General features: G+C 68.6%; 21 protein-coding genes. 14 read left to right on the top strand and 7 right to left on the bottom strand.

Annotated features, from left to right (window positions below; translation table 11 throughout):
• Nucleotides 1-6: 6 nt before the first annotated feature.
• From ASD35_RS04340 to ASD35_RS04300, 9 genes are all read left to right on the top strand, one after another.
• A complete protein-coding gene (locus ASD35_RS04340; RefSeq protein ID WP_056873671.1) occupies nt 7-1,509 on the top strand; it encodes an ATPase domain-containing protein in 1,503 nt (500 codons plus the stop codon).
• Nucleotides 1,490-3,049 carry an ATP-binding protein gene (locus ASD35_RS04335; protein WP_056874590.1) on the top strand — a complete coding sequence of 520 codons (1,560 nt, stop codon included), beginning with the start codon at nt 1,490-1,492 and terminating at the stop codon, nt 3,047-3,049. The genes ASD35_RS04340 and ASD35_RS04335 overlap by 20 nt, the downstream gene beginning before the upstream one ends.
• A gap of 96 nt (nt 3,050-3,145) precedes the next feature.
• Nucleotides 3,146-5,977, top strand: coding sequence for a pitrilysin family protein (locus ASD35_RS04330; RefSeq protein WP_056873670.1), 2,832 nt, complete (start codon nt 3,146-3,148; stop codon nt 5,975-5,977).
• A gap of 33 nt (nt 5,978-6,010) precedes the next feature.
• Complete coding sequence (locus ASD35_RS04325; RefSeq protein ID WP_056873669.1) at nt 6,011-6,433, top strand: VOC family protein; 423 nt, start codon at nt 6,011-6,013, stop codon at nt 6,431-6,433.
• Nucleotides 6,430-6,981: a hypothetical protein gene (locus ASD35_RS04320; protein ID WP_157275370.1), complete on the top strand. Its 552-nt coding sequence runs from the start codon at nt 6,430-6,432 to the stop codon at nt 6,979-6,981. Before ASD35_RS04325 ends, ASD35_RS04320 begins: the two co-directional genes overlap by 4 nt.
• A 4-nt stretch (nt 6,982-6,985) precedes the next feature.
• Nucleotides 6,986-7,276 carry a putative quinol monooxygenase gene (locus ASD35_RS04315; protein WP_056873667.1) on the top strand — a complete coding sequence of 97 codons (291 nt, stop codon included), beginning with the start codon at nt 6,986-6,988 and terminating at the stop codon, nt 7,274-7,276.
• The gene (locus ASD35_RS04310) at nt 7,266-7,760 is read left to right on the top strand and encodes a hypothetical protein (RefSeq protein WP_157275369.1); all 495 of its coding nucleotides are present in this window, start codon (nt 7,266-7,268) and stop codon (nt 7,758-7,760) included. Before ASD35_RS04315 ends, ASD35_RS04310 begins: the two co-directional genes overlap by 11 nt.
• Entirely contained in the window at nt 7,757-8,398 is a 642-nt protein-coding gene (locus tag ASD35_RS04305) for a glutathione S-transferase family protein (RefSeq protein WP_056873665.1), read from the top strand. Before ASD35_RS04310 ends, ASD35_RS04305 begins: the two co-directional genes overlap by 4 nt.
• A gap of 1 nt (nt 8,399) precedes the next feature.
• On the top strand, nt 8,400-9,515 hold the full coding sequence (locus ASD35_RS04300) for a patatin-like phospholipase family protein (RefSeq protein ID WP_056873664.1): 1,116 nt from the start codon (nt 8,400-8,402) through the stop codon (nt 9,513-9,515).
• A gap of 1 nt (nt 9,516) precedes the next feature.
• Here the strand turns inward: ASD35_RS04300 and ASD35_RS04295 are convergent, their stop codons facing one another.
• From ASD35_RS04295 to ASD35_RS04275, 5 genes are all read right to left on the bottom strand, one after another.
• Nucleotides 9,517-10,035 (bottom strand): DUF1697 domain-containing protein, encoded by a 519-nt coding sequence (locus tag ASD35_RS04295; RefSeq protein ID WP_056873663.1) that lies wholly within the window; start codon nt 10,033-10,035, stop codon nt 9,517-9,519.
• Entirely contained in the window at nt 10,035-12,035 is a 2,001-nt protein-coding gene (locus ASD35_RS04290; RefSeq protein ID WP_056873662.1) for a M3 family metallopeptidase, read from the bottom strand. The genes ASD35_RS04295 and ASD35_RS04290 overlap by 1 nt, the downstream gene beginning before the upstream one ends.
• Nucleotide 12,036: 1 nt before the next feature.
• Entirely contained in the window at nt 12,037-12,897 is an 861-nt protein-coding gene (gene folD, locus ASD35_RS04285; RefSeq protein ID WP_056873661.1) for a bifunctional methylenetetrahydrofolate dehydrogenase/methenyltetrahydrofolate cyclohydrolase FolD, read from the bottom strand.
• Nucleotides 12,898-12,976: 79 nt separating this feature from the next.
• Nucleotides 12,977-13,600 carry a response regulator transcription factor gene (locus tag ASD35_RS04280; RefSeq protein WP_056195018.1) on the bottom strand — a complete coding sequence of 208 codons (624 nt, stop codon included), beginning with the start codon at nt 13,598-13,600 and terminating at the stop codon, nt 12,977-12,979.
• Nucleotides 13,597-16,200 (bottom strand): PAS domain S-box protein, encoded by a 2,604-nt coding sequence (locus tag ASD35_RS04275; RefSeq protein WP_082579908.1) that lies wholly within the window; start codon nt 16,198-16,200, stop codon nt 13,597-13,599. Before ASD35_RS04275 ends, ASD35_RS04280 begins: the two co-directional genes overlap by 4 nt.
• 183 nt (nt 16,201-16,383) lie before the next feature.
• Between ASD35_RS04275 and aceE the strand changes: the two genes are divergently transcribed.
• The 5 genes from aceE (at nt 16,384) to ASD35_RS04250 (ending at nt 23,746) form a co-directional block, all read left to right on the top strand.
• Nucleotides 16,384-19,092 carry a pyruvate dehydrogenase (acetyl-transferring), homodimeric type gene (gene aceE / locus ASD35_RS04270; RefSeq protein WP_056873660.1) on the top strand — a complete coding sequence of 903 codons (2,709 nt, stop codon included), beginning with the start codon at nt 16,384-16,386 and terminating at the stop codon, nt 19,090-19,092.
• A gap of 19 nt (nt 19,093-19,111) precedes the next feature.
• Nucleotides 19,112-20,779 (top strand): dihydrolipoyllysine-residue acetyltransferase, encoded by a 1,668-nt coding sequence (aceF, locus tag ASD35_RS04265; protein WP_056873659.1) that lies wholly within the window; start codon nt 19,112-19,114, stop codon nt 20,777-20,779.
• Nucleotides 20,780-20,794: 15 nt separating this feature from the next.
• Entirely contained in the window at nt 20,795-22,594 is a 1,800-nt protein-coding gene (lpdA, locus tag ASD35_RS04260; RefSeq protein ID WP_056873658.1) for a dihydrolipoyl dehydrogenase, read from the top strand.
• 6 nt (nt 22,595-22,600) lie between these two features.
• Nucleotides 22,601-23,461, top strand: a complete 861-nt coding sequence (locus tag ASD35_RS04255) for a hypothetical protein (protein ID WP_056873657.1) — start codon at nt 22,601-22,603, stop codon at nt 23,459-23,461.
• Between the two features lie 72 nt (nt 23,462-23,533).
• Nucleotides 23,534-23,746, top strand: coding sequence for a hypothetical protein (locus ASD35_RS04250; RefSeq protein ID WP_056873656.1), 213 nt, complete (start codon nt 23,534-23,536; stop codon nt 23,744-23,746).
• Between the two features lie 5 nt (nt 23,747-23,751).
• Here ASD35_RS04250 and ASD35_RS04245 read toward each other — a convergent pair whose 3' ends face one another.
• Nucleotides 23,752-24,297 (bottom strand): hypothetical protein, encoded by a 546-nt coding sequence (locus tag ASD35_RS04245; protein ID WP_056873655.1) that lies wholly within the window; start codon nt 24,295-24,297, stop codon nt 23,752-23,754.
• Between the two features lie 16 nt (nt 24,298-24,313).
• The gene (locus ASD35_RS04240) at nt 24,314-25,204 is read right to left on the bottom strand and encodes an HDOD domain-containing protein (RefSeq protein WP_056873654.1); all 891 of its coding nucleotides are present in this window, start codon (nt 25,202-25,204) and stop codon (nt 24,314-24,316) included.
• Between the last annotated feature and the right edge of the window lie 12 nt (nt 25,205-25,216).

The raw sequence follows: 25,216 nt of genomic DNA, 5'->3' as shown, positions 1-25,216 counted from the left end.
ATTGCGATGACTGGGCGCACAACCCGTTCCGCGAGCGGCGTCCCCGGCCTGGATGAGGTCCTGCACGGCGGACTGATCGCGGGACAGCTTTATCTGATCGACGGTGAACCTGGTGCCGGCAAGACCACGTTGGCCTTGCAATACCTGATGCAGGGCGTGCGCGACGGCGAGCGCACGCTGTATGTGACGCTGGGCGAGACGGCCGGTGAGCTGCGTTCGGGCGCGGCATCGCACGGCTGGTCGCTCGACGGCATCGAGATCGTCGAGTTCATCGTCAGCGAGCACGACCTGTTCGGCGACTCCGAGCTGACGATGTACCACCCGTCGGAGGTGGAGCTCAACGAGACGACCAAGCGCATCCTGGAAGCGGTCGAGCGCTTCAAGCCCACGCGCATGGTGCTGGACTCGCTGTCCGAACTGCGCCTGCTGGCCCAGAGCTCGCTGCGCTACCGCCGCCAGATCCTGGCGTTCAAGCAGTTCTTCATCGGCCGCGGCTGCACGGTGCTGTTCCTGGACGACCGCTCCGGCCGGGACATCGACACCCAGGTGCACAGCATCGCCCACGGCGTCATCGCGCTGGACCGCAGCATCCCCGCCTATGGCCCGGCACTGCGCCAAGTGCGCATCACCAAGTTCCGCGGCAGCGATTTCATCAGCGGCCAGCAGGACATGCTGATCCGGCGCGGCGGCCTGCAAGTCTTTCCGCGCCTGACGGCCAAGGAGCACGGCAGGCCCTTCGACCGCGACGTGGTGCCCAGCGGCGCGCAGGCGCTGGACGACCTGCTCGGCGGCGGCATCGAGCGCGGCACCGCGACGTTGTTGATCGGCCCGGCGGGTTCGGGCAAGTCCACGATCGCGGCGCAGTACGCGGTCGCAACCGCGCGGCGCGGCGGCCATGCCGCCGTGTTCACCTTCGAGGAATCGCGCGCGCTGCTGCTGGCACGGCTGAAGGGCCTGGGCATGACGGTCGACGAAGGCGTGGGGCCGGGCAAGCTGATGGTGCGCCAGCTCGACGCCGCCGAGGTGCTGCCGGGCCAGTTCGCCAACCTCGTGCGCGAGTCGGTCGAGGTGCACGGCGCGACGGTGATCGTCATCGACAGCCTGAACGGCTACATGAACGCCATGCCCGGCGAACGGGCGCTGACCGTGCAGTTGCACGAGCTGCTCACCTATTTGAACAACCATGGTGTGGCGACCTTTCTTGTCGCGGCGCAGTCGGGCATGTTCGGTGCGGGCATGCGCAATGTCGTCGATGCCAGCTACCTGGCCGACAGCGTCATGCTGCTGCGCATGTACGAGCACCAGGGCAGCGTGCGCAAGGCCATTTCGGTGGTCAAGAAGCGCAGCGGCCCGCATGAAGACACCATCCGCCAGCTCTGGTTCAACCGGGATGGCGTGCACCTCGGACCGCCGCTGGAGCATCTGCGCGGCGTGCTGAGCGGCGTTCCCGTCGAGGTCGATTCGCTGGCCCGCTCTGCCCCAGGTGATGATGACGCTCCACGAACGTGATCATTCGTACAGCGAGCGGGTCGTCGTGCTGGCGCCGACGGCGCGGGATGCCGAGGTCACCGGCCGCCTGCTGAGCGCGGCCGGCATCGAGGGGGTTGTCGGCCATGGCTGGGGGCATGCCGAGTCGCTGATCGCCGACGGTGCCGGCGCCCTGATGGTGACCGACCTGACCCTGACCGACCCCGGCTTCGGGCAGCTGCTGCGTGCGCTGGACGCGCAGCCGGCCTGGTCCAACCTGCCTGTGCTGGCGCTGTGCCGCCAGGGGCTGGACACGCCGGCGCTGCGCGAGGCGCGGCTGCGCAACCTGACGGTGCTGGACCGGCCGTCATCCACGCGGTCCATGCTCAGCGCCGTCATGACTGCGCTGCGCGGCCGCCGTTGGCAGTACCAGATCCGCGACCAGATCGACTCGCTGCTGCGTGCCGACCGGGCGCTGCGCCTGGCCGACCAGCGCAAGGATGAGTTCCTGGCGACGCTGGCGCATGAGCTGCGCAACCCGCTGGCGCCCATCCGTACCGGCCTGCAACTGCTGGCCCGGCAGCCGGACAACCCGGCGCGGATGAAAAGCGTGACCGACATGATGGAGCGGCAGATGAACCAGCTGCTGCACCTCATCGACGATCTGCTGGAGGTGTCGCGCATCTCGACCGGCAAGCTCAAGCTGCAGCGCGAGCGGCTGGACATGCGCAGCGTCGTCGACACGGCGCTGGAGTCCTGCCAGCCGCTGATCGCCCGCGGCGGCCACCAGCTCACCGTCAACCTGCCCGACCACGAGGTGCTGGTGGACGGCGACCTGACACGCCTGGCGCAGTCCGTCAGCAACCTGGTGAACAACGCGGCCAAGTACACGCCCGACGGCGGCCGCATCGAGGTCATGCTGACGAGCATTGGCCAGGAGGCCGTGCTGACGGTGCGCGACAGTGGCATCGGGCTGCCGGCGGACATGATCGCGCGCGTCTTCGACATGTTCGCGCAGGTGAACCGTTCGCTGGAGCGCTCGCAGGGCGGCCTGGGCATCGGCCTGGCCCTGGTGCGCAGCCTGGTGCAGATGCATGGCGGCGAGGTCGACGCCAGCAGCCCGGGGCCGGCGCAGGGCAGCACCTTCACCATCCGCCTGCCGCTGCTGCAGGAGTCGCTCCCGCCGCAGCAGCCCGCCGCGCCGCCCGCGGCGGCGGCGGCCAAGGCCTTGCGCATCCTCGTCGTCGACGACAACGAGGACGCAGCCACGGTGCTGGGCCTGCTGCTGTCGCTGGGCGGTCATGAGGTGCGGGTCGAGCACAGCGGGCAGGCGGCGCTCAACGTGGCGCCGGCCTTCAAGCCGCAGGCGATCTTCTGCGACGTGGGCATGCCCGGCATGGGCGGCTATGAGTTCGCCGCGCGGCTGCGGCAGGACCCGAACTTCGCCAAGACGCTGCTGGTGGCGCTGACCGGCTGGGGCTCGGAGGAGGACAAGAAGCGCTCGCGCGCCGCAGGTTTCGACGAGCACCTGACCAAGCCGGCCAGCGAAGAAGTGCTCACGGCGCTGCTGGCACGGCTTTAGCCGGTTGCCGCCACGGCTTGGCGAAGGGCCGCGGCCGCGAAACCGCGCAGAATGCCGTCGGCCGACCCGATGGCGGCAATCCTGGAGAGAGACAAGATGAGGATCAAGCTGGATGGGCGCATGGCCCGGGGCCTGGGCGTCGCGCTGTTGGGCCTGGCCCTGGCTGTGGGTCAGGCGCAGCCCTTGCCGCCGCCCGCGGCCGCCAAGGCCAAGCCGGCCGCGGCCCGCGCGGTGGCGCCAGCCCCTGCGGCCGTCGTCGCGCAGCCGGAGCGGGTGCGTGAGCTCGGCGGCATCGAGGAGTACCGCCTGCCCAACGGCCTGCAGGTCCTGCTCTTCCCGGATGCGACGCAGACCACCACCACGGTCAACATCACCTACCGCGTCGGCAGCCGCCACGAGGCACCCGGCGAGTACGGCATGGCCCACCTGCTGGAGCACATGCTGTTCAAGGGCACCGAGCGGCAGAAGGACATCCCCGGCCAGATGGCCCAGCGCGGCGTGCGCTTCAACGGCACGACGACGGTGGACCGCACCAACTACTTCGCCAGCTTCAACGCGAATGCCGACACGCTGGCCTTCCTGCTCGACCTGGAGGCCGACCGCATGGCCAACAGCCGGGTCGCCAAGGCCGACCTGGACACCGAGATGACGGTGGTGCGCAACGAGTTCGAGCGCGGCGAGAACCAGCCGTTCGCCGTGCTGTCGCAGCGCGTCAACGCGGCGGCGTTCGCCTGGCACCCCTATGGCCACGCCACCATCGGCCCGCGCAGTGACATCGAGAACGTGCCCATCGAGAAGCTGCAGGCGTTCTACAAGCGCTACTACCGGCCCGACAACGCGACGCTGCTGATCGCCGGGCAGTTCGACAAGGCCGCGACGCTCGCGCTCATCAGCCGGCATTTCGGCGCAGTGGCCAAGCCGGCCACACCGGTGCCTCAGCCGTACACGGTGGAGCCGGCCCAGGACGGCGAGCGCACGGTCGTCGTGCGCCGCGTCGGTGGCCAGCCCATCCTGTTGGCCAGTTATCACGTGCCGGCCATCACCCACCCGGACACGGCGCCGCTGATCGTCTACGGCCTGCTGATGAGCCTGCAGCCCAGCGGCCAGCTCTTCAAGCAGCTGGTGGAACCCAAGCTGGCGGTGGCCGCCGGCATCGGCGGCGCCGGCGGGGCCGACCCGGGGACGGTCAGCGCCTTTGCAGTGCTGCCGCCGGATGCAGATGTGGCCAAGATCGAGACGCAGCTGCTGGACCTGGCTGAAGGTCGAGGTGATGGCCGCACGGTCAAGCCGTTCGACGAGAGCGAGCTGGCGCGCGTGCGTGACATCGCCGTCAACAGCTACCGCCAGCAGATGAAGAACCCCGAGGCGCTGATCCAGCAGATCTCCGGGCTGATCGCCGCGGGCGACTGGCGGCTGCTGTTCCAGCTGATGGAAGACATCCCCAAGGTCACGCTGGCCGACGTCGAGCGCGTGCGCGCCGCCTACTTCCGCCCGGCCAACCGCACGCTGGGCCGCTACCTGCCGGCCGACAAGATCGAGCGCGTCGACATCCCCGCCGCGCCGTCGCTCAGCGCACGGCTGGCCTCCCTCCAAGGCCCGCCCAAGGTGGAGGAGGGTGAGCAGCTCGAGCCGGTGCCCGCCGTGCTGGAGTCGCGCACGAAGCGCACCACGTTGCCCAGCGGCATCGCGCTGCACACCCTGCAGAAGCAGACGCGCGGCAACACGGTGGTGGTGCAGATGCAGCTGCGCTGGGGCGAGCGCGACGCGACCTTCGCTCGCAACGGCACCGGCCTGGTCGGCCAGCTGATGGACGAAGGCAGCGCCAGCTACACGCGCCAGCAGTTGCAGGACGCGCTCATCAAGCTGCGCGCCAGCTTCAACGTCACGAGCTACGACCAAGGCGCCAGCATCTTCATCAGCGCCGAACGCGACACGCTGTTGCCGGCCCTGCGCGTGGCCGCCGATGCGCTGCGCAAGCCGCTGCTGCCGCAGGACGCGTTCGACCGCGAGATCAAGGCGGCCGTCGCGGGCATCGAGGCCTCGCGCCAGGAGCCCGGCGTGCTGCGCCAGGAGGCCACGCGCGCCCACTACAACAAGGCGCGCGGCGTCAGCCTGGGCCACCCCGACTACGTGATGAGCGTGGACGAGCGCATCGCCAACCTGAAGGCGACGACGCTGGACGACGTGAAGCGCTTCTATGCCGATTACTGGAGCGCCAACGACGCCCATGTCAGCGCGGTCGGCGCATTGCCGGACGGCCTGGCCGCCGAGATCGACAAGCTCTTCGGCGACTGGAAGAAGCCGGCCGCGCCCAAGTACGTGCGCCACATCCAGCAGCATGTCACCGTGCCGCCGGCGCGCTTCGACGCCATCGCGCGCGACAAGGCCAACGCCATCGTGCGCCTGCACGAGACGCTGCCGCTGAACAGCGAGGACCCGGACTACCCGGCCCTGGAACTGGCCGTGCACATCTTCGGCGGCGGCGGGCTGGAGAGCCGGCTGTCCGAGCGCGTGCGCCAGAAGGAAGGGCTGACCTACGGCATCGGCGCCAGCCTGTCTGCCGGCTACTGGGGCAATGCGGGCAGCTTCGCCATCCAGGCCAGCTACGCGCCGGACAAGCGCGAGCGCGTCATCGCCGTCGTGCAGGAAGAAGTGGCCCGCATGGGCACCCAGGGCGTGACGGCGGCCGAGCTGGCGCGCGCCAAGAAGGACATCCTGGAGGGCCGCAAGCAGGGCCGCGCCGACCCCGGCGCCTTGGCCGGCGGCCTCACCAGCCTGGCCGAGCGCGGCGAGACCTGGGCCATCGCCCAGAAGCGCGACGAGGCGCTGGCGGCGGTGACGGTCGAGCAGGCCAACGCGGCTTGGCGCAAACACATTGACGCGAAGAACTTCATCATTTCGACCGCCGGCGACTTCAAGAGTCCGTAGAGTCAGCCAATCCCTGTCAAAGGAGAGACCGCGATGAAAATCGACCCCTACTTGTTTTTCGACGGCCGCTGCGAAGAGGCCATCGAGTTCTACCAGCAGGCGCTCGGCGCCAAGGTGGAGTTCATGATGCGCAACTCCGAAAGCCCGGAGCCGCCGCCCGAGGGCATGCTGCCGCCGGGCTCGGAGAACAAGATCATGCATGCCTCGGTGCACATCGGCGGCGCGCTGGTCATGATGTCCGACGGCATGTGCAATGGTGAAGGCGGCTTCAAGGGCTTCTCGTTGTCGCTGGACTGCCCCGACCAGGACGTTGCCCGCGAGGCCTTCGCCGCGCTGGCCGACGGCGGGCAGGTGACCATGCCGCTGGGCAAGACTTTCTGGGCGCCGCTGTTCGGCATGGTCAACGACCGCTTCGGCGTGGGCTGGATGGTGGGCGTGTCCCCCGACGCTGAGTGAGCGTTGCCGCGCCACCCGGGAGCGTGACCGAGGCCCGGCTGCCAGCGCACCTGAAGGCCGACTGCTCGGCCTGCGTGGCGCTGTGCTGCGTGATCCCGCCCTTCGATGCGGCGCAGGGGTTCGGCTTCGACAAGGCAGCCGAGACGCCCTGCCACCACCTCTGCCCAGACCACCGCTGCGGCATCCATGACGCGCTGATCGAGCGGAGTTTTGCCGGCTGCGTGGCGTTCGACTGCCTGGGCGCCGGGCAGCGGCTGACGGCCTTGGCGGTGGCCCGTTTCGGCGATGCCGACTGGCGCACGCGGCCGGACGTGGCACGATGGCTGTTTGCCGCCTATCCGCGCATGCGGCAGGTGCAGGAATGGCTGGCCCGGCTCAGCCTTGCTGCCAAGGTGTCCGGCTCGACCGGCTTGCAGGCGCTGGCGGACGAACTGGAAGGCCAGGCGCCGCACTGGCCGGACTGGAGCGCGGCCGAGCAGGCGACCTGGCAAGCGCGCGTTCAGCTGGCATTGGCGCCGCTTGCCGGCCAGCGGAAATCAAGGAGTTGATGGGATGTACGGATTGATTGGCAGTTTCAAGGCCGCGCCAGGGCGGCGTGGCGACCTGGTCAAGCTGCTGCTGGCCGAGGCCGGCGCGCTGCCGGGTTGCGTGAGCTATGTGGTGGCCGAGGACCCGGCGGACGACGAGACGATCTGGGTCACCGAGGTCTGGACCGGTGCCGACGCGCACAAGGCCTCGCTGCAACTGCCGGCCGTCAAGGCCGTCATCGCGCAGGCCATGCCGCTGATCGCCGCCTTCGGCGAACACCGCGAAACCCGACCGGTGGGTGGCCATGGTCTCTGAGTGGGTGGAACCGCAGTGGTATCGCCGCCGTGGCGTGCGCAAGGTGCATGTGGTGGCAGTGCTGGCCGCGCTGCTGGCCGTCGCGGTCGTGCTCGGGATGTTCAACCAGTTCGGCGCTTCGGACGGCAGTGTGCTGAAGACGGAGCGGCAGTTGATCGCCTCCGTCGACCTGCGCATCGCCAACCCGGCCGAGTCGTTCGCCAAGGGCGAGGCCGAGGCCCGCAAGGACGTCGAGTCGGACGGCCCGCTGAAGCTGTTCAGACTCGACGCTGCCAAGCCACCCAGCAAGGCAGACACGGCCAAGGCCGAGCGTCTCAAGCGCCGGCACGGCATCGTCTGGGTCGACCGGGGCAAGTCGACGCCGCAGTCGTCCGCTTATGCCGCGGGCTACAACCACGTGGTGCAGGCCGAGATCGAACGCCGCCACGGGCCCGAATTCCTGGACCGCCTGCTGCGCGGCGAAGAACCGGCAGACGCACCATGAAGCTGATCGGCATGCTCGACTCCCCCTTCGTGCGCCGCGTCGCGATCTCGCTGCGGCTGCTGGGCCTGCCCTTCGAGCATGCGGCGATCTCGGTGTTCCGAGGCTTCGATGCCTTCGAGCAGATCAACCCGGTGGTCAAGGCGCCCACGCTGATCTGCCGGGAAGAAGATGGCGGCGGCGTGCTGATGGATTCCACGCTGATCCTGCAGTACGCCGAGGCGCTGGCCGGCCGCAGCCTGTCGCCCACCGACCCCGCCGCGCTGGTGCACGAGCTGCGCCTCATCGGTCTGGCACTGGCGGCGTGCGAGAAGACCGCGCAGATCATCTACGAACGCGGCCTGCGGCCCGCGGAGAAGCGCCACGAGCCGTGGATCCAGCGCGTCAGCGGGCAGTTGCACGCGGCGTTCACGGCCCTCGACGCCGAGTTGGCTTCGCAGCCGCTGGAAGTCAGCGAAGGTGGCATCCGCCAATCCGGCATCAGCGTGGCCGTGGCGTGGGGCTTCACGCAGTTCGTGCTGCCCGAGGCCGCACCGGTGACGGAGTTCCCGCACCTGGCCGCGCATGCGGCGGCGGCGGAGGCGCTGCCGGTGTTCCGGGCCGTGCCCTGCGACGACACCGCGACGCTGGCGCGCGGCTGACATGGCCAAGCGCGCGTCGCAGACCGTCTATGTCTTCCAGGGCGGCGGTGCGCTGGGGGCCTACCAGGCCGGCTTCGTCGAGGCGCTGGAGGACGCAGAGCTGCCGCCCGACTGGCTGGTGGGCACGTCCATCGGCGCCATCAACGCCGCGCTGATCGCCGGCAACGCGCCGGGCGACCGGGTCAAGGCGCTGCGCAGCTTCTGGGACCGCGTCACACGGTCCGGCTTTGCACCCAGGTTGCCACCCAGCCCCTGGACGGCGCTGTGGCAGCAGGGCCTGCAGACCTGGCAGACGCTGACCAGCGGCATCCCCGGCTTCTTCAAGCCGCGCGGCCCGCAGGCCTGGGACATGAACCGGCGCGCGCCGCTGGCGGAGCTGGGCTTCTACGACACCGCGCCGCTGGCCGACACGCTGCGCGAGCTGGTCGACTTCGAGCGCATCGCCGCGGCCGAGACGCGGCTGACGCTGTGCGCCGTGAACGTGCGCAGCGGCGGGCTGGCGCTGTTCGACAACCGTGACGGCCACACCCGCATCGGCCCCGAGCATGTGATGGCCAGCGGCGCGCTGCCGCCCGGCTTTGCGCCGGTGCAGATCGGCAAGGAAGCGTTCTGGGACGGCGGCATCTACAGCAACACGCCGCTGGACGTGGTGCTGGACGACAGCGAGCGCCGCGACACGCTGTGCTTCATGGTGGACCTGTGGGACGCCAGTGAGGCCGCGCCGCAGACCATGGCGCAGGCGCTGACGCGCTACAAGGACATCCAGTACGCCAGCCGCATCCTGGAGCACCTGGGCGACCATGAGCGGCTGCAGAACCTGCGCCGCGCGCTGCGCCTCGTCGGCCGCAAGCTCGACGCCAGGACCAGTGCCGACCCGGCCGTGAAGGAACTGCTCGCGCTGGGCTGCGATGCGCGCATCGACGTCGTCCATCTCGTCATGCGTGCGCTGGCCGGCGAAGACTCGTGGCGCGACATCGACTTCAGCGACGAGCGCCTGCGCGCCCGCTGGAGCACCGGCTTGAAGGACGGGCGCCGCATGCTGGCCCGCGCGCCGTGGAAGGCGCCGGCGCGCGACCCTGTCGGCCTGCGCGTGCACACGCTGGAGGATGCCGGCTGATTCAGCCCTGGCGGGCCAATGCGCTCAGCTTCTGGACCGTCGCCCAGTTGCGCGTCGTGCCCTGTTCGCCGAGCCGCTTGAGCAGCAGCACGGCGGCCTTGCTTTCGAGGATGCCGTTGCCACACCACAGGTAGGCGGCGTGCTCAGTGACGACGAAGCGCTCGCCGCTGTCGGCCATGATGCCGGCCGCCGCCTGCAGCGCCGCGGCGCTCGCCGGGACGGCCACCAGCAGGCGGCTGGGGTCGTCGGCTTCGGCGATCGGCTGCTCGGCCGCGATGGCCTGCCACTCGGCCGCAGTCTTCAGGATGACGGCCGCGTCGACGCCAAGCCTGTCGGCCACGGCCGCACGGATCTTGTCGCCGCTGATCTTCTTGCCGGTGTCGAAGACCGCGTTGCCGCTGTTCAGCAGCGTGGCGACCTGGGTCGCGCCGAGCTCGGTGAGCAGCAGCTTGAGATCGGCCATGGCCAGCCGCTTGGCCTTGCCGACGTTGATGCCGCGCCAGAGCGCGACATACCGCATCAGCTCATGCCCTGATGACGCAGCAGCGCATCGATCCTGGGCTCGCGGCCACGGAACGCCCTGAAGTTGTCGATGGCGTCGCGGGCGCCGCCTTGCTCCAGCACTTCGGTCAGGAAGCGCCTGCCGGTGGCGGCGTTGAACACGCCTTCTTCCTCGAAGGCGCTCCAGGCGTCGGCGCTCAGCAGCTCGGCCCATTTGTAGCTGTAGTAGCCGGCCGCGTAGCCGCCCGCGAAGACGTGCGAGAAGCTGTGCTGGAAGCGGTTGAAGGCGGGCGGGATCAGCACCGCGACTTCGGCGCGCACCTCGTCCAGCACCTTCTGCACGTCGGCTTCCGAGCCGGGCTCGCCATGCAGGCGCATGTCGAACAGCGCGAACTCGATCTGGCGCAGCGTCATCAGGCCGCTCTGGAAGTTCTTGGCCGCGGTCATCTTGTCGAAAAGGTCGCGCGGGAGCGGCGCGCCGCTGTCGACATGGCCGCTCAACTGCTGCAGCACGTCCCACTCCCAGCAGAAGTTCTCCATGAACTGGCTGGGCAGTTCGACGGCGTCCCACTCGACGCCCGAGATGCCCGACACGCCCAGGTCGTTCACCTGCGTCAGCATGTGGTGCAGGCCGTGGCCGAACTCGTGGAACAGCGTGATGACGTCGTCGTGCGTCAGCAGGGCCGGCTTGTCACCCACCGGTGACGCGAAGTTGCAGGTCAGCAGCGCGACCGGCGTCTGCTGTTCACCGGTGGGCTTGAGCCAGCGGCTGCGCACTTCGTCCATCCACGCACCGGGGCGTTTGCCGTTGCGGGCGTAGAGGTCTAGGTAGAACTGCGCGATGAGCTGGCCGCCGCGCTTCATCTCGTAGAACTTGACGGTCTCGTGCCAGACCGAGGCCTGGGCCTCGGCGATGGACACGTCGAACAGCCGCTCGATGATGGAGAACAGGCCGGCGACGACCTTGGGCGCGGTGAAGTACTGCTTGACCGTCTGGTCGCTGAAGGCGTAGCGGGCCTCCTTGAGCTTCTCGCTCCAGTAGGAGACGTCCCAGGATTCAAGAGGCTGACCCTTGGCGAACTCGCGCAGCTCGGCGAGGTCCTTCTCGGCGAAGGGGCGGGCGCGTTGGGCCAGGTCGCGCAGAAAGGTCATCACCTCGGCCGGCGATGAGGCCATCTTGGGCGTCAGCGAGACCTCGGCGAAGCTGGCGTAGCCCAGCAGCTTGGCCTCTTCCTGGCGCAGCGCGACGATCTCGCGCATCGCGGCGGTGTTGTCCCATTCGGGCTTGCCGCCGGATTCCTGGATGTCGCTGGCGCGCGTCACGTAGGCGCGGTAGAGCTTCTCGCGCAGCGCGCGGCTTTCGGCGTACTGCATGACGGGCAGGTAGACCGGGAAGTGCAGCGTGAGTTTGTAGCCGCCGTCGTCGAGCCTGGTCGCATCCAGCACGTCCTGCGGCACGCCGGCCAGCTCCTCGGCGGTGGCGATGTAGCTCCAGCCGTCGGTGGCGTCCAGCACGTGTTCGCTGAACTGCTGCTGCAGCTCGGCACTGCGCTCCTGGATGGCGGCGTAGCGCTCGCGGGCTTCGCCCTGCAGCTCGGCGCCGGACAGCACGAAGTTGCGGATGGCGTGCTTCAGCACCTGCTGGCGCGGCCGGCTGAGGGCCGGCCCCTGTGCTACCACGACGGCCTTGTACTTGGCGAACAGTGCCTCGTTGGCGCCCATCGCGGTGCTGAACTCGGTCACGGCCGGCAGCATGGCGTTGTAGGCCTCGCGCAGCGCGGGCGTGTCGGCCACGGCGTTCAAGTGGCCCACGGCGCCCCAGGCGGTGCCCAGGCGTTCGGTGGCCGTGTCCAGGATGCGCGACAGCGTGTCGTAGTCGGCCGGGGTCTCGGGCCGCGTGGCTTCATCCAGCGCGACCTGGGCAGCGGCCAGCAGCTCGGTGATGGCCGGCTGCACATGCTCCGGTTGGATGGCCGCGAACTCGGGCAGGGCGGCGGTGGAAAGCAGGGGATTCGTCATATCAGGTGGACTTGGCGGCGCGTTCTGCGGATTCAAGCGTGTTGACCAGCAACATGGCAATGGTCATCGGGCCGACCCCACCGGGGACCGGGGTAATCCAGCCGGCCACTTCCTTCACGCCGTCGAAGTCCACGTCGCCGCAGAGCTTGCCCTCGTCGTTGCGGTTCATGCCCACGTCGATGACGACCGCGCCGGGCTTGACCATGCCGGCCGTCAGCACGTTGCGCTTGCCCACCGCCGCGACGATGACGTCGGCCTGGCGCGTCATGGCGCCCAGGTCGGCGGTGCCGCTGTGGCAGACGGTGACGGTGGCGTTGGCGGCCAGCAGCATCAACGCCATGGGCTTGCCGACGATGTTGCTACGGCCGATGACCACCGCATGCTTGCCCTTCAAGTCCTTCATGCCGATGCTTTCCAGCATCTTCATGCAGCCGTAAGGCGTGCAGGCTTTGAAGCCCGGTTCACCGACGACCAGCGCACCGGCGCTGGCGACGTGAAAGCCGTCCACGTCCTTGGCCGGCGAGATGGACTCGATGACCTTGTGGTCGTCGATGTGCTTGGGCAGCGGCAGCTGGACGAGGATGCCGTGGATGGTGGGATCGTTGTTCAGCGCGTCGACGCGGGCCAGCAATTCGGCCTCGGTCATGGCCGCGTCGTACTTCTCCAGCCGCGAGTGGATGCCGGCCTCCTCGCAGGCCTTGACCTTGTTGCGCACATAGACCTGGCTGGCCGGGTTGTCGCCGACGAGGACGACGGCGAGGCCGGGTTGCTTGCCTTTTGCGGTCAGCGCGGCGGCGCGGGTGGCGGCTTCGGTGCGCAGTTGCTTGGAGAGGGCGAGGCCGTCGATCAGTTGGGCGGTCATGTGAGGCTCCAGCGCATTTGAAAAGTCAAAAAGCAAAAAGCCGCTGAGGGTTCAGCGGCCTTTCGGTAGGGAAGGGGGGTCAAGCCTTGGCGGTCGCGCCCAAGGCAATCTTGAGCAGGTCCGCCACCGTGTTGGCGTTGAGTTTTTCCATGATGTTGGCGCGGTGCGCCTCCACCGTCTTGATGCTGATGCCCAGGTCGTCGGCGATCTGCTTGTTCAGGCGGCCGGCGACGATGCGCTCCAGCACCTGGGCCTCGCGCGTCGTGAGCCGCGCCAGCAGGGCATCGCGGCTGGCGGCTTCCTGGTGGCTGGAGAAGGCCTCGCGGGCCTGGTCGAGCATGCGCTCCACCAGGGCCAGCAGCTCTTCTTCCTTGAAGGGCTTCTCGATGAAGTCCATCGCCCCCTTCTTCATCGTCTGCACGGCCATCGGCACGTCGCCGTGGCCAGTGATGAAGACGATGGGCAGCGGGCTCTTGCGCTCGATGAGGCGGTCCTGCAGTTCCAGGCCGGTCATGCCGTCCATGCGGATGTCTGCGATGAGGCAGGCGACTTCGCGTGGGTCGTAGCGGGCCAGGAAGGATTCGGCGGAGTCAAAGCACTTGACCCGGTAGTCCTTGCCTTCGAGCAGCCATTGCAGGGAGTCGCGGACCGCTTCGTCGTCATCGACAACGTAGACGTTGCCCTTCTTCGGGATCAAGCTCATGGTGTGGTGGGTTCGGTTCTCTGAGCGCTGCCGGCGCTACCCGGAAGGGTATCCGCACGCAGGTGTTCTGAGGTGATCGTGACCGGAATCGTGAAGGCGAATCGGCAGCCAACGACCAAGGAGCCATTGTAGAGGTTCTCGGCTTTTATCCGGCCCTGGTGGGACTCGACGATAGACCGGCATAACCCTAATCCGATGCCCATGCCGTCGGCCTTGGTCGAGAAGAAGGCCTCGTACATGCGCGCCAGCACTTCGTCGGGCAGGCCGGGGCCCATGTCGGTGACCGAGAACTCGATCTGCCCGCCCAGCTCGGCGCTGTGCTTGGGCACGACGCGCAGCTCGATGTGGCGGCGCGACGTCGGCAGCGACGCGTTGTCGATGGCCTCGGCGGCGTTCTTCAGCAGGTTCATCAGCACCTGCTCGATGAGGATGGGGTCCACCATCAGCTGCGGCAGGCGCTGCGCCACGTAGGTGTGGATCGCCACGTTGCGGCGGCGCAGCTCGATGCCGGCCAGTTCCACCGCGTCCTCGACGATGTCGGCCGCATGGGCCGGCTGCCGCTGCGGCTCGCTGCGCTTCACGAAGTTGCGGATGCGGTGAATGATCTGACCCGCCCGTTCCGCCTGCTTGGCCGTCTTGGTCAGCGCGGCCATCAGCGCTTCCTTGTCGATGCTGTCGGCGCGCACGCGGCTGACCATGCCGTTGCAGTAGTTGGTGATGGCGGTCAGCGGCTGGTTCAGCTCATGCGCCACGCTGGAGGCCATCTCGCCCATCGTCATCAGGCGGCTCGTCACCTGGGCCTTTTCGGCCTGCAGTGCGGCCTGGGCCTCGGCATGGCGGCGCATCGTGATGTCGGTCGCGATCAGCATCTGCGCCAGGCGCCCGTCGGTCCACTGCAGATAGCGCGCTCGCACGTCGAACCACATGGCCAGCGACTCGACGTACACCTCGCGCGGGTCGGAGCCGATGTCCGTCAGCGCCTCGGCGGGCAGGCCGGAGTAGTCGTCGACCTCGTCGCTGTCGCCGTCCAGCGCGCCGCGCCGGCTCGTCGTGCCCATCAGGTGGCCGCCGGCCAGCAGCGCGTGGCCGGCCGGGTCGGCGCCGAACCAGAGGCGGTAGCTGCGGTTGGCGAACAGCAGCTCCGGCGGCTGCACGGACAGCACCGACACGGCGGCATCCAGCCCTTCCAGCACGGTGGTGAAGCGTTCGTGCGACGCCGACAGCTGGTCGCGCACCCGCTTGGCCTCGGTGATGTTGGTCATCGAGGTCATCCAGCCGGTCTGCTTGCCTTTGGTGTCGACCAGCGGCGACACGTAGACGCGGGCGTCGAAGGTCGAGCCGTCCTTGCGCTGGATCCTCACCTCCACGCCGCCCGACGGGCTGCGGCCCTGCAGCTCCTGTTGCAGCAGGCGCGCGTTCTCCTCGCGCCGGTCGTTGGGCCAGAAGGGGTAGGGCGGCGTGCGGCCGATGAGGTCGGTCTCGGAGAACCCGGTCATCGCGCAGAAGGCGGGGTTCACGTAGGTGATGCGCGTGTCCATGTCCATGGCGCGCATGCCGGTCAGCATGGAGTTCTCCATGGCGCGGCGGAAGTTGGTCTCCAGCGTGAGCGCGTTCTGGATCTGCGTGCGCCGGCGCATGTGGCGCCAGGTGCCCAGCAGCATCCAGACCGTCAGGCCGGCCAGTGCCAGCACCAGCCAGAACAGCGCATTGCTGATCAGGCCGATGGAGGTGCGCCAGCCCTGGCCGCGCAACACCAGGCCGTTGAGCGCCGGCGCCAGCGGCACGTCGTGCAGCAGCGAGGCCCGGCGCAAGGTCTGGCCCGGCATGAGCATGACGGTGCTGGCAACGACGCGGTCGCGCGGTACGTCCAGCACGGCGATGCTGTGCCGGGTGGAGACCTCGCTCGGCACGTAGTAGCGCAGCAGCGCCTCGATCGTGTACTCGGCAATCAGCACGCCGGCAAACCCGCCGCGGTCGATGAGCGGGATGTGGAGCTGGAAGACGGCGATGCCGTTGCTGTCGGTGAACGGGGGCGAATAGACCGGCTGGCGGGCCCCCTTGGCCGCCTCGAAAGCCTGCGACGCGGCGTTGGTCTGGTTGGGCAGCGGCATGGACGGGTCGGTGCCGTCCGATGTCATCAGGCCATCGGCCTGGAAGCCCGCGGCGCCGACGCTGCTGCGCCGCTCGCGCTTGGCGCTCAGCCAGGTCACATGGGTCAGCTCCGGCCGCTCGCGCGCAAAGGCCTGCGCCTGGGCCGCGAACTCATGGGCATCGATCTGCCGCGTGACGACCTCGCGCGCGATGCGCACCAGCTGCTCCTGGTTCTCGATCAGGCGCAGGCGGATCTGCTGCTGGGCGATCTCGGTGTCGCGCTTGACCGATTCCGTCTCGCGCTCGATTTCCTCGTTGCGCAGGTACCAGAAGGCCGAAATGATGGCCGCCAGGAACAGCAGCACCGAAATCAGCGGGCCCAGCGTGGCCAGCCGGTCCTGGCGCGACGGCGACTGCCGGAACCACCAGGTGGCGACCAAGCGGCGCCAGGGCGCCAACAGGCGCTGTCGGCGTGTACGGGTCTCGGAAGCGTGCGAATCTAGGGACATCGGCAAATTATCCGGGGCGGTCAAGGTTGCGTTTGTTCCGCAATATGAAACGTGCTCGCGCCATTTGGGAAATGCAAAAGCTTGTGAGACACTCCGCCCCGCTCGCGGCGCCTGGCGCCTGCTCGCCCTTTCAGAACACCCCCCACCGCCGCCCGCAGAGGTGGCTCATGAAGGAGACCGGCCATGTCCGCCCAGCCGCAAGAGTTTCTCGGCGCCGCCGCGAACGACAACGATCCGACGGAAACCCGTGAGTGGCTGGATGCCCTCTCGGCCGTCATTGGCGAGGAGGGCGGCGACCGCGCCCACTTCCTGCTCGAGACCCTGATCGACCACGCCCGCCAGGCCGGCATCGACGTGCCGTTCTCGGCCACGACGGCCTACGTCAACACCATCCCGACGGACCAGGAAGAGCGCTTCCCCGGCAACATCGAGATCGAAGAGCGCCTGCGCGCCTACATGCGCTGGAACGCGATGGCCATGGTGGTGCGTGCCAACAAGCACAACCCCGAGGACGGCGGCGACCTGGGCGGTCACATCAGCTCCTTCGCGTCGCTGGCGACCATGCTGGGCTGCGGCTTCAACCACTTCTGGCATGCCGACGACGGCGTGCATGGTGGCGACCTGCTCTACATCCAGGGCCACAGCGCCCCCGGCATCTACGCCCGCGCCTTCATGGAAGGCCGCATCTCTGAGGAGCAGCTGATCAACTTCCGCCAGGAAGTCGACGGCAAGGGTCTGTCCAGCTATCCGCACCCGAAGCTGATGCCCGAGTTCTGGCAGTTCCCGACGGTGTCGATGGGCCTGGGCCCCTTGATGGCCATCTACCAGGCCCGCTTCCTGAAGTACCTGCACGCGCGCGGCATTGCCGACACGAGCAAGCGCAAGGTCTGGGTGTTCCTGGGCGACGGCGAGATGGACGAGCCGGAAAGCCTGGGCGCCATCGGCCTGGCCGCTCGCGAGAAGCTGGACAACCTGATCTTCGTCGTCAACTGCAACCTGCAGCGCCTGGACGGCCCGGTGCGCGGCAACGGCAAGATCATCCAGGAGCTCGAAGGCGAGTTCCGCGGCGCGGGCTGGAACGTCATCAAGCTGATCTGGGGCGGCTACTGGGACCCGCTGCTGGCGCGCGACAAGGACGAGTTGCTGCGCAAGGTCATGATGGAGACCGTCGACGGCGACTACCAGGCCATGAAGGCCAACGACGGCGCCTTCGTGCGCAAGAACTTCTTCGGCAAGCACCCCAAGCTGCTGGAGCTCGTCGCGAAGATGAGCGACGAGGACATCTGGCGCCTGCAGCGCGGCGGCCATGATCCGCAGAAGGTCTACGCGGCTTATCACAAGGCCGTCAACACCGTCGGCCAGCCCAGCGTGCTGCTGGTGAAGACCGTCAAGGGCTTCGGCATGGGCAAGATCGGTGAAGGCAAGAACACCGCCCACCAGACCAAGAAGCTGCAGGACGACGACATCCGTGCGATGCGCGACCGCTTCAACATCCCGGTGTCGGATGAAGACCTGCCCAAGATTCCGTTCTATCAGCCGCCGGAAGGCTCGCAGGAGCTGAAGTACCTGCACGAGCGCCGCCAGGCTCTGGGCGGCTACCTGCCCAAGCGCCGCCCCAAGACCGATGAGTCGCTGAAGGTGCCCGACCTGGCCACTTTCCAGGCCGTGCTGGACCCGACCGCCGAAGGCCGCGAGATCTCGACGACCCAGGCCTATGTCCGCTTCTTGACCACGCTGCTGCGCGACAAGGAACTGGGCCCGCGCACGGTGCCCATCCTCGTCGACGAGGCGCGCACCTTCGGCATGGAAGGCCTGTTCCGCCAGATCGGCATCTACAACCCCAAGGGTCAGCTCTACACCCCGGTCGACAAGGACCAGGTGATGTACTACCGCGAGGACAAGGCCGGCCAGATCCTGCAGGAAGGCATCAACGAAGCGGGCGGCATGGCCTCGTGGATCGCTGCGGCGACGTCGTACTCGACGAACAACCGCGTGATGATCCCGTTCTACGTCTACTACTCGATGTTTGGCTTCCAGCGCATCGGCGACCTGGCCTGGGCCGCCGGTGACATGCAGGCGAGAGGCTTCCTGCTGGGCGGCACGTCCGGCCGCACGACGCTGAACGGCGAAGGCCTGCAGCACGAGGACGGCCACAGCCACATCCTGGCCGGCACCATCCCCAACTGCGTGTCCTATGACCCGACCTTCGCACACGAAGTCGCGGTCATCATGCAGCGCGGCTTGAAGCGCATGGTGGAGGACCAGGAAAACGTCTTCTACTACATCACCCTGCTGAACGAGAACTACCCGATGCCCGGCCTGAAGCCCGGCACCGAGGACCAGATCCTCAAGGGCATGTACCTGCTGGAAGAGGCCGATGCCAGCAAGACCGTCAGCGTCAACCTGCTGGGCTCGGGCACCATCCTGCGCGAGAGCCAGGTCGCCAAGATGCTGCTGGAGGAAGAGTGGGGCGTCGGCGCCAACGTGTGGAGCTGCCCGAGCTTCAACGAACTGGCCCGCGACGGCCAGAACGCCGAGCGCTGGAACCTGCTGCACCCGACCGAACTCGCCTGCGTGCCCTTCGTGACGCAGCAGCTCGGCCGCACGCAAGGCCCGGTCATCGCGTCGACCGACTACATGAAGAACTATGCGGAGCAGATCCGCGCCTTCATCCCCAAGGGCCGCTCGTACAAGGTGCTGGGCACCGACGGCTTCGGCCGTTCGGACTTCCGCTCCAAGCTGCGTGCGCACTTCGAGGTCAACCGCCACTACATCGTCGTTGCCGCGCTGAAGGCGCTGGCCGATGACGGCGCGATCCCTGTCGAGCGCGTCGCCGAGGCCATCGCCAAGTACGGCATCGACGCGAACAAGATCAACCCGCTCTACGCGTAAAGCCGAGGGAGACAAGAGCATGGCATTGGTTGAAGTCAAGGTTCCCGACATCGGCGATTTCGACGAGGTCGGCGTCATCGAGGTGCTGGTCAAGGTCGGCGACACCGTCAAGGTGGAGCAGAGCCTCGTGACCGTCGAGAGCGACAAGGCGTCGATGGAGATCCCGTCGTCGCAGGCCGGCGTCGTCAAGGAGATCAAGGTCGCCGTGGGCGACAAGGTCAAGGAAGGCAGCGTGCTGGTGCTGGTCGAAGGCGAGGGTGCTGCGGCGCCTGCGCCGGCCGCCCCAGCTGCCGCCCCGGCGCCGGCGCCCTCAGCCCCCGCACCGGCCCCCGCCGCCGAGCCCGCTGCACTGGCACCTGCTGCCGCGGGCGGCTCGGTCACCGTCGAAGTGCCGGACATCGGCGACTTCGACGAGGTGGCCGTCATCGAGCTGCTCGTCAAGGTCGGCGACACCGTCAAGGTCGAGCAGAGCCTCATCACCGTCGAGAGCGACAAGGCCTCGATGGAGATTCCGTCGTCGACCGCCGGCCTCGTCGAGGAACTGCTGGTCAAGATCGGCGACAAGGTCAGCAAGGGCTCGGCCCTGGCTCGCGTGAAGGCTGCGGGCGGTGGCGCCGCCGCAGCGCCCGCGCCGGCTGCTGCGACACCGGCTGCCGCGCCGGCTCAGGCCGCTGCCGCGCCGGCCCCCGCCGAAGCCAAGGCCGTCCCCACGGCCGCGCTGCCGCCGCACCAGCCGACCGCGCCGACCGGCAAGCTGCCGCACGCGTCGCCCAGCATCCGCAAGCTCGCCCGCGAGTTGGGCGTGCCGTTGGCGGAGGTGAAGGGCAGCGGTGCCAAGGGCCGCATCGTCGAGGCCGACGTGCAGGGCTTCGTCAAGGCCGTCATGTCCGGCGCGGTGCAGACCGCAGCGCAAAAGGCTGCGGCGCCCGCCGCGTCCGCCGGCGGTGGCACGGGCTTGAACGTGCTCGCCTGGCCCAAGGTCGACTTCGAGAAGTTCGGCCCGGTCGAGCGCAAGGAACTGTCCCGCATCAAGAAGATCTCGGGCGCCAACCTGCACCGCAACTGGGTTGTCATCCCGCATGTGACGAACCACGACGACGCGGACATCACCGAGCTCGAAGCCTTCCGCGTCCAGCTGAACAAGGAAAACGAGAAGGCCGGCATCAAGGTCACGATGCTCGCCTTCATGATCAAGGCGGCCGTCGCGGCGCTGAAGAAGTTCCCCGAGTTCAACAGCTCCCTGGACGGCGACACGCTGGTCCTGAAGAACTACTTCCACATCGGCTTCGCGGCCGACACGCCCAATGGCCTGGTCGTGCCCGTCATCAAGGACGCCGACAAGAAGGGCATCTTCCAGATCACCCAGGAAATGGGCGAGCTGGCCAAGAAGGCCCGCGACGGCAAGCTGGGCCCGGCCGACATGAGTGGCGGCTGTTTCTCGATCTCGTCGCTGGGCGGCATCGGCGGCAAGTACTTCACGCCCATCATCAACGCGCCGGAAGTGGCCATCATGGGCGTCTGCAAGAGCTCGATCGAGCCGGTGTGGGACGGCAAGGCCTTCCAGCCGCGCCTGATGCTGCCGCTGTCGCTGAGCTGGGACCACCGCGTCATCGATGGTGCGGCCGCGGCTCGCTTCAACGTCTACTTCGCGAGCCTGCTGTCCGACTTCCGTCGGATCGCACTCTGATCGGGAGCTGAACACATGGCAATCGTGGAAGTTCAAGTTCCCGACATCGGCGACTTCGACGAAGTCGGCGTCATCGAAGTGCTGGTCAAGGCCGGCGACACCGTCAAGGTCGAGCAGAGCCTGATCACCGTCGAGAGCGACAAGGCCTCGATGGAGATCCCGTCGTCCGCTGCGGGCGTCGTCAAGGAGATCAAGGTCAAGCTGGGCGACAAGGTCGCCAAGGGCTCGGTGATCCTGTCGCTGGAGTCCGAAGGCGCCACGGCGCCGGCGCCGGCACCGGCTGCTCCCGCGCCCGTGCCGGCCGCTGCAGCGCCCGTGCAAGCCCCGGCCGCCGCGACCTACAGCGGCAATGCCGACCAGGCCTTCGACCTCGTCGTCCTCGGCGGCGGCCCAGGTGGCTACTCGGCCGCGTTCCGCGCCGCCGACCTGGGCCTCAAGGTCGCCCTCGTCGAGCGCTACGCGACGCTCGGCGGCGTCTGCCTGAACGTCGGCTGCATCCCGTCCAAGGCGCTGCTGCACGTCGCGGCCGTCATGGACGAGGTCAACCACATGGCCGATCTGGGCGTGAAGTTCGGCGAGCCCGAGGTCGACATCGACAAGCTGCGCGCGCACAAGAACAAGGTCACCGGCAAGCTGACCGGCGGCCTGGCCGCCATGGCCAAGATGCGCAAGGTGACGGTGCTGCGCGGCGTGGGCACGCTGCTGGACGCCCAGAACCTCAAGGTCGAAGCGACCGAAGGTGCTGTGGGCCAGGCAAAGACCGGCGCGGTGCAGACCGTGGCGTTCAAGCGCATCGTCATCGCCGCTGGATCGCAGGCCGTGCGCCTGCCCTTCCTGCCGGACGACCCGCGCATCGTCGACTCGACCGGCGCGCTGGAGATGCAGGTCGAAGCCGAGAAGATGCTCATCGTCGGCGGCGGCATCATCGGCCTGGAAATGGGCACGGTCTACTCCACGCTGGGTTCGCGCCTCGACGTGGTCGAAATGCTGCCCACGCTGATGACGGGCGCGGACCGCGACCTCGTCAAGGTCTGGCAGAAGTTCAACGCTTACCGCTTCGACAACATCATGTTGAACACGAAGACGGTGGGCGCGGAAGCCAAGCCCGACGGCATCTGGGTCACGTTCGAAGGCGAGGGGGCGCCCAAGGAGCCGCAGCGCTACGACCTCGTGCTGCAGGCCGTGGGCCGCACGCCCAACGGCAAGAAGATCGGTGCAGAGAACGCCGGTGTCGTCGTGACCGACCGCGGCTTCATCCCGGTCGACGTGCAGATGCGCACCAATGTGCCCAGCGTCTTCGCCATCGGCGACATCGTCGGCCAGCCCATGCTGGCCCACAAGGCGGTGCACGAAGGCCACGTCGCGGCGGAAGTCATCGCCGGCGAACTGCTGGGCGACGAGAAGCTCAAGAAGAGCCAGTTCGACGCCCGCGTGATCCCGAGCGTGGCCTACACCGACCCCGAGGTGGCCTGGGTCGGCATCACGGAAGATGAGGCCAAGGCCAAGGGCATCAAGGTCACCAAGGGCCTGTTCCCGTGGACGGCCTCGGGCCGTGCGATCGCCAACGGCCGCGACGAGGGCTTCACCAAGCTGCTGTTCGACGAGGAAAGCCACCGCATCATCGGCGGCGGCATCGTCGGCACGCATGCCGGCGACATGATTGGCGAGATTGCACTGGCCATCGAGATGGGCGCGGACGCGGTGGACATCGGCAAGACCATCCACCCGCACCCGACGCTGGGCGAATCGCTCGGCATGGCCGCGGAAGTGGCGCACGGCTCCTGCACGGACGTGCCGCCGGTGCGCAAGAAGTAGGCGCCCATGCGCCGCCTCCTGGGTCTCGCGGCGCTGCTGTTGGCGTTGGCCGCGCAGGCCCAGGAGCGCGCGCTGCGCATCGCGCCCCAGGCCACCGATGCGCGCCTGGCGGCCGATGAGCCGCCTCACTGGGTGGCCTACGACCCCACCGCGGCCGAGCCGCTGCTCGTCTGGCTGCCGGGCACGAACGGCCAGCCGGCGAATGGCCCCAGGGCGCTGTTCCAGGCGGTGCGCGACAACGGCTACCGGCTCATCGGCCTGTCCTATCTGGACGATGTCGCGGTGTCCCAGGTCTGCATCGGCCCGCGGCTGCGGGCACATCCGACTTGCGCGGCGACGTTCCGCCAGCAGCGCGTCTGGGGCGATGTCGTCGGTGCACCCATTGCCGACCGGCCCGAGGACGCCATCGTTCCCCGTCTCGTGCGGCTGCTGAGATACCTCGCCGAGCAAGACCCGGCCGGCCAATGGGCCGACTACCTCGACGGCGGCGAGCCGCGCTGGTACCGCATCGTGCTGGCGGGCCAGTCGCAGGGCGGCGGCATGGCGGCCTACCTGGACAAGACCCGCGCGGTGGCCGGCGTGCTGATGTTCTCGGGCGGCTGGGACAAGGATGCCGACGGCGACGTGGCGCGCTGGTACCGGCGGCCGGGCGCGACGCCGCCGGAGCGCTGGCACGCGACCTACCACGTGCGGGAGCCACAGGCCGATGTGATGGCCAACGTGTATGCGACGCTGGGTATTCCCAAGGCGCAGATGCATGCACTCGACCTGCCCGTCATCAGGCGTTCGCCGCACGCCGAGGGCATCGGCAACCCGGCCTATGCGCCGCTGTGGCGGCAGATGCTGGACGCGACGCGGCCGCCCTGACGGCCCCGCGGGCGCCGCACCTGCGGGCTAACGCCCAGCTTCGGCCGCGCCCCACGTGGCCACAATCGCGGCATGACGTTTTTCTACTGGTTCATGGCGCTTGTGATGGTGGCCACCTTGCTGCCCTCGGCGCTCTACATGGGCATCTACGTTTTCACCGGTGCGGATGAAGCCCTGCAGCGGGCGCGCAAGTTCTGGAACTTCCTGCGCGTCTTCACGCTGCTGTTCTTCAACCTGACGCTGTGGGGCCACGTCGTCGTCGGCTTGTGGGAGCTGGCGCGCTGAGAGGGTCAGAGCCGCGAGGCGTACATGCGCGGGCAGTCTGCCGTGCCGAAGCGGTCCACCGGGATGCGAAAGCGCATGCCCACGCGCAGTTGCTCCCAGCGCTCGCGGTCCACGCGGCAGATCCAGCCATGGTCCTCGCGGTCGCGCAGCTCGATCTCGAAGTAGGCCTCACGCTTGCCCAGCCGTTCGCTGCCGGCCTCGCCGGGCGCGGCCACGCGCAGCGGCGGGCGCGGCCAGTCCGGGCGGTCGGCGGGGCCGCCCTCGGTCTTGGCGATCCAGCTGCGGCGCCAGGCGAGCTGGGTGTAGCGGCAATGCTCGCTCGGCTCGGCGTGCTTGCCGGTCGGGTCGGCCATCACGCGGCGCGACACGTCGCGCACATCGGCCGGCAGCTCGTCGCACCAGTCCGAGCCGGACTCGGCGCGCAGCCGCTCGACGACGATCTCCATGCGCCAGCTGCGCCGCGTCAGCTCCACCGCAACGCCGGCAGGCCCGAAGATCCACCAGCCGAGCGTGGCCAGCGTCGCCACCACCATGACGGCGAGCACGACCACCCTCAGGCGGGGAAGCCTAGGCCGCATCGAACTGCGCGTTGACCGCCTCTTCCCACAGTGCCAGCTCGTCCCAGCCGATGTGCAGCCATCGCATCGCATCGCCATGGTGGCCCGCCCAGTCGGCGTCCTCGGGCAGGCCCTCGTGGCGGCGCATCAGGTGCTCGGCGATCAGGCCGGCGGCGATCAGCGTGTGGGTCTCCGGCTCGATATCGCCATGGCCCAGCGCGGCATAGTCGTGGTGCAGGCGTATGCCGGCCATCAGCGGCGCCGGCAGGTTCCAGGCACGGATGACGAGCGCGCCGACGACGGCGTGGTCGGTGCGGTGGTTGGCGTTCTCGGTGGCGATGAAGGGGCGGTCGATGCGCGCGCCGGCCTCGACCATCGTCGCGCCATAGCCGCGCACGCTCTGCAGCAGCACCGGCATGCCGACATGCAGGAACAGCCCGAAGCTGTGTGCCAGGTCGGGTGACAGCCCGGGCAGCTCGCGGGCGATGGTGGCCATCGCGACGGCGCGCTTGGTGCTGCGTTCCCAGAAGCGGGCCAGCTGCGGTGCATTGACGGGGATGGCGTGCCGCACCAGGAAGCCCGTCATCACCGCGACGCTTTCGCGCAGGCCCAGCCGCGTCATTGCCTGCCCGACGGTGCTGCAGGGCAGGCCGACCGGCTTGAACAGCGGGCTGTTGGCGGTGCGCAGCAGCGTCGCAGCCATGGCCACGTCGCTGGAGGCGATGCGGGCGACGAGGTTGAGGTCCGGCTCGGCGTGGCTCATCGCCTGCTGCAGCTGCGCCAGCAGCTCAGGGCAGGGCGGAATCTGGATCTGCTGCAAGGGGCCGCGGCGGCGCGACTGGTCGAGGTCGTCGCGGATCTGCTGCGTCTTGCCGCCGGCGGCGGTGGTGGGGATGGGCATCACCCAAAAATC

This window comes from Pelomonas sp. Root1444, assembly GCF_001426885.1.
In the GTDB taxonomy this organism is placed as follows: Bacteria; Pseudomonadota; Gammaproteobacteria; order Burkholderiales; family Burkholderiaceae_C; genus Pelomonas.
Note: the sequence above shows the minus strand (reverse complement) of the source record. Positions and strands in the feature narration are given on the sequence as shown.

What these genes read in the sequence shown, in the direction of transcription:
- ASD35_RS04340 (WP_056873671.1), top strand. Translation starts at nt 7, where the DNA reads ATGACTGGGCGCACAACCCGTTCCGCGAGCGGCGTCCCCGGCCTGGAT.
- ASD35_RS04335 (WP_056874590.1), top strand. Translation starts at nt 1,490, where the DNA reads ATGACGCTCCACGAACGTGATCATTCGTACAGCGAGCGGGTCGTCGTG.
- ASD35_RS04330 (WP_056873670.1), top strand. Translation starts at nt 3,146, where the DNA reads ATGAGGATCAAGCTGGATGGGCGCATGGCCCGGGGCCTGGGCGTCGCG.
- ASD35_RS04325 (WP_056873669.1), top strand. Translation starts at nt 6,011, where the DNA reads ATGAAAATCGACCCCTACTTGTTTTTCGACGGCCGCTGCGAAGAGGCC.
- ASD35_RS04315 (WP_056873667.1), top strand. Translation starts at nt 6,986, where the DNA reads ATGTACGGATTGATTGGCAGTTTCAAGGCCGCGCCAGGGCGGCGTGGC.
- ASD35_RS04310 (WP_157275369.1), top strand. Translation starts at nt 7,266, where the DNA reads ATGGTCTCTGAGTGGGTGGAACCGCAGTGGTATCGCCGCCGTGGCGTG.
- ASD35_RS04305 (WP_056873665.1), top strand. Translation starts at nt 7,757, where the DNA reads ATGAAGCTGATCGGCATGCTCGACTCCCCCTTCGTGCGCCGCGTCGCG.
- ASD35_RS04300 (WP_056873664.1), top strand. Translation starts at nt 8,400, where the DNA reads ATGGCCAAGCGCGCGTCGCAGACCGTCTATGTCTTCCAGGGCGGCGGT.
- ASD35_RS04295 (WP_056873663.1), bottom strand. Translation starts at nt 10,035, where the DNA reads ATGCGGTATGTCGCGCTCTGGCGCGGCATCAACGTCGGCAAGGCCAAG.
- ASD35_RS04290 (WP_056873662.1), bottom strand. Translation starts at nt 12,035, where the DNA reads ATGACGAATCCCCTGCTTTCCACCGCCGCCCTGCCCGAGTTCGCGGCC.
- folD (WP_056873661.1), bottom strand. Translation starts at nt 12,897, where the DNA reads ATGACCGCCCAACTGATCGACGGCCTCGCCCTCTCCAAGCAACTGCGC.
- ASD35_RS04280 (WP_056195018.1), bottom strand. Translation starts at nt 13,600, where the DNA reads ATGAGCTTGATCCCGAAGAAGGGCAACGTCTACGTTGTCGATGACGAC.
- ASD35_RS04275 (WP_082579908.1), bottom strand. Translation starts at nt 16,200, where the DNA reads ATGTCCCTAGATTCGCACGCTTCCGAGACCCGTACACGCCGACAGCGC.
- aceE (WP_056873660.1), top strand. Translation starts at nt 16,384, where the DNA reads ATGTCCGCCCAGCCGCAAGAGTTTCTCGGCGCCGCCGCGAACGACAAC.
- aceF (WP_056873659.1), top strand. Translation starts at nt 19,112, where the DNA reads ATGGCATTGGTTGAAGTCAAGGTTCCCGACATCGGCGATTTCGACGAG.
- lpdA (WP_056873658.1), top strand. Translation starts at nt 20,795, where the DNA reads ATGGCAATCGTGGAAGTTCAAGTTCCCGACATCGGCGACTTCGACGAA.
- ASD35_RS04255 (WP_056873657.1), top strand. Translation starts at nt 22,601, where the DNA reads ATGCGCCGCCTCCTGGGTCTCGCGGCGCTGCTGTTGGCGTTGGCCGCG.
- ASD35_RS04250 (WP_056873656.1), top strand. Translation starts at nt 23,534, where the DNA reads ATGACGTTTTTCTACTGGTTCATGGCGCTTGTGATGGTGGCCACCTTG.
- ASD35_RS04240 (WP_056873654.1), bottom strand. Translation starts at nt 25,204, where the DNA reads ATGCCCATCCCCACCACCGCCGCCGGCGGCAAGACGCAGCAGATCCGC.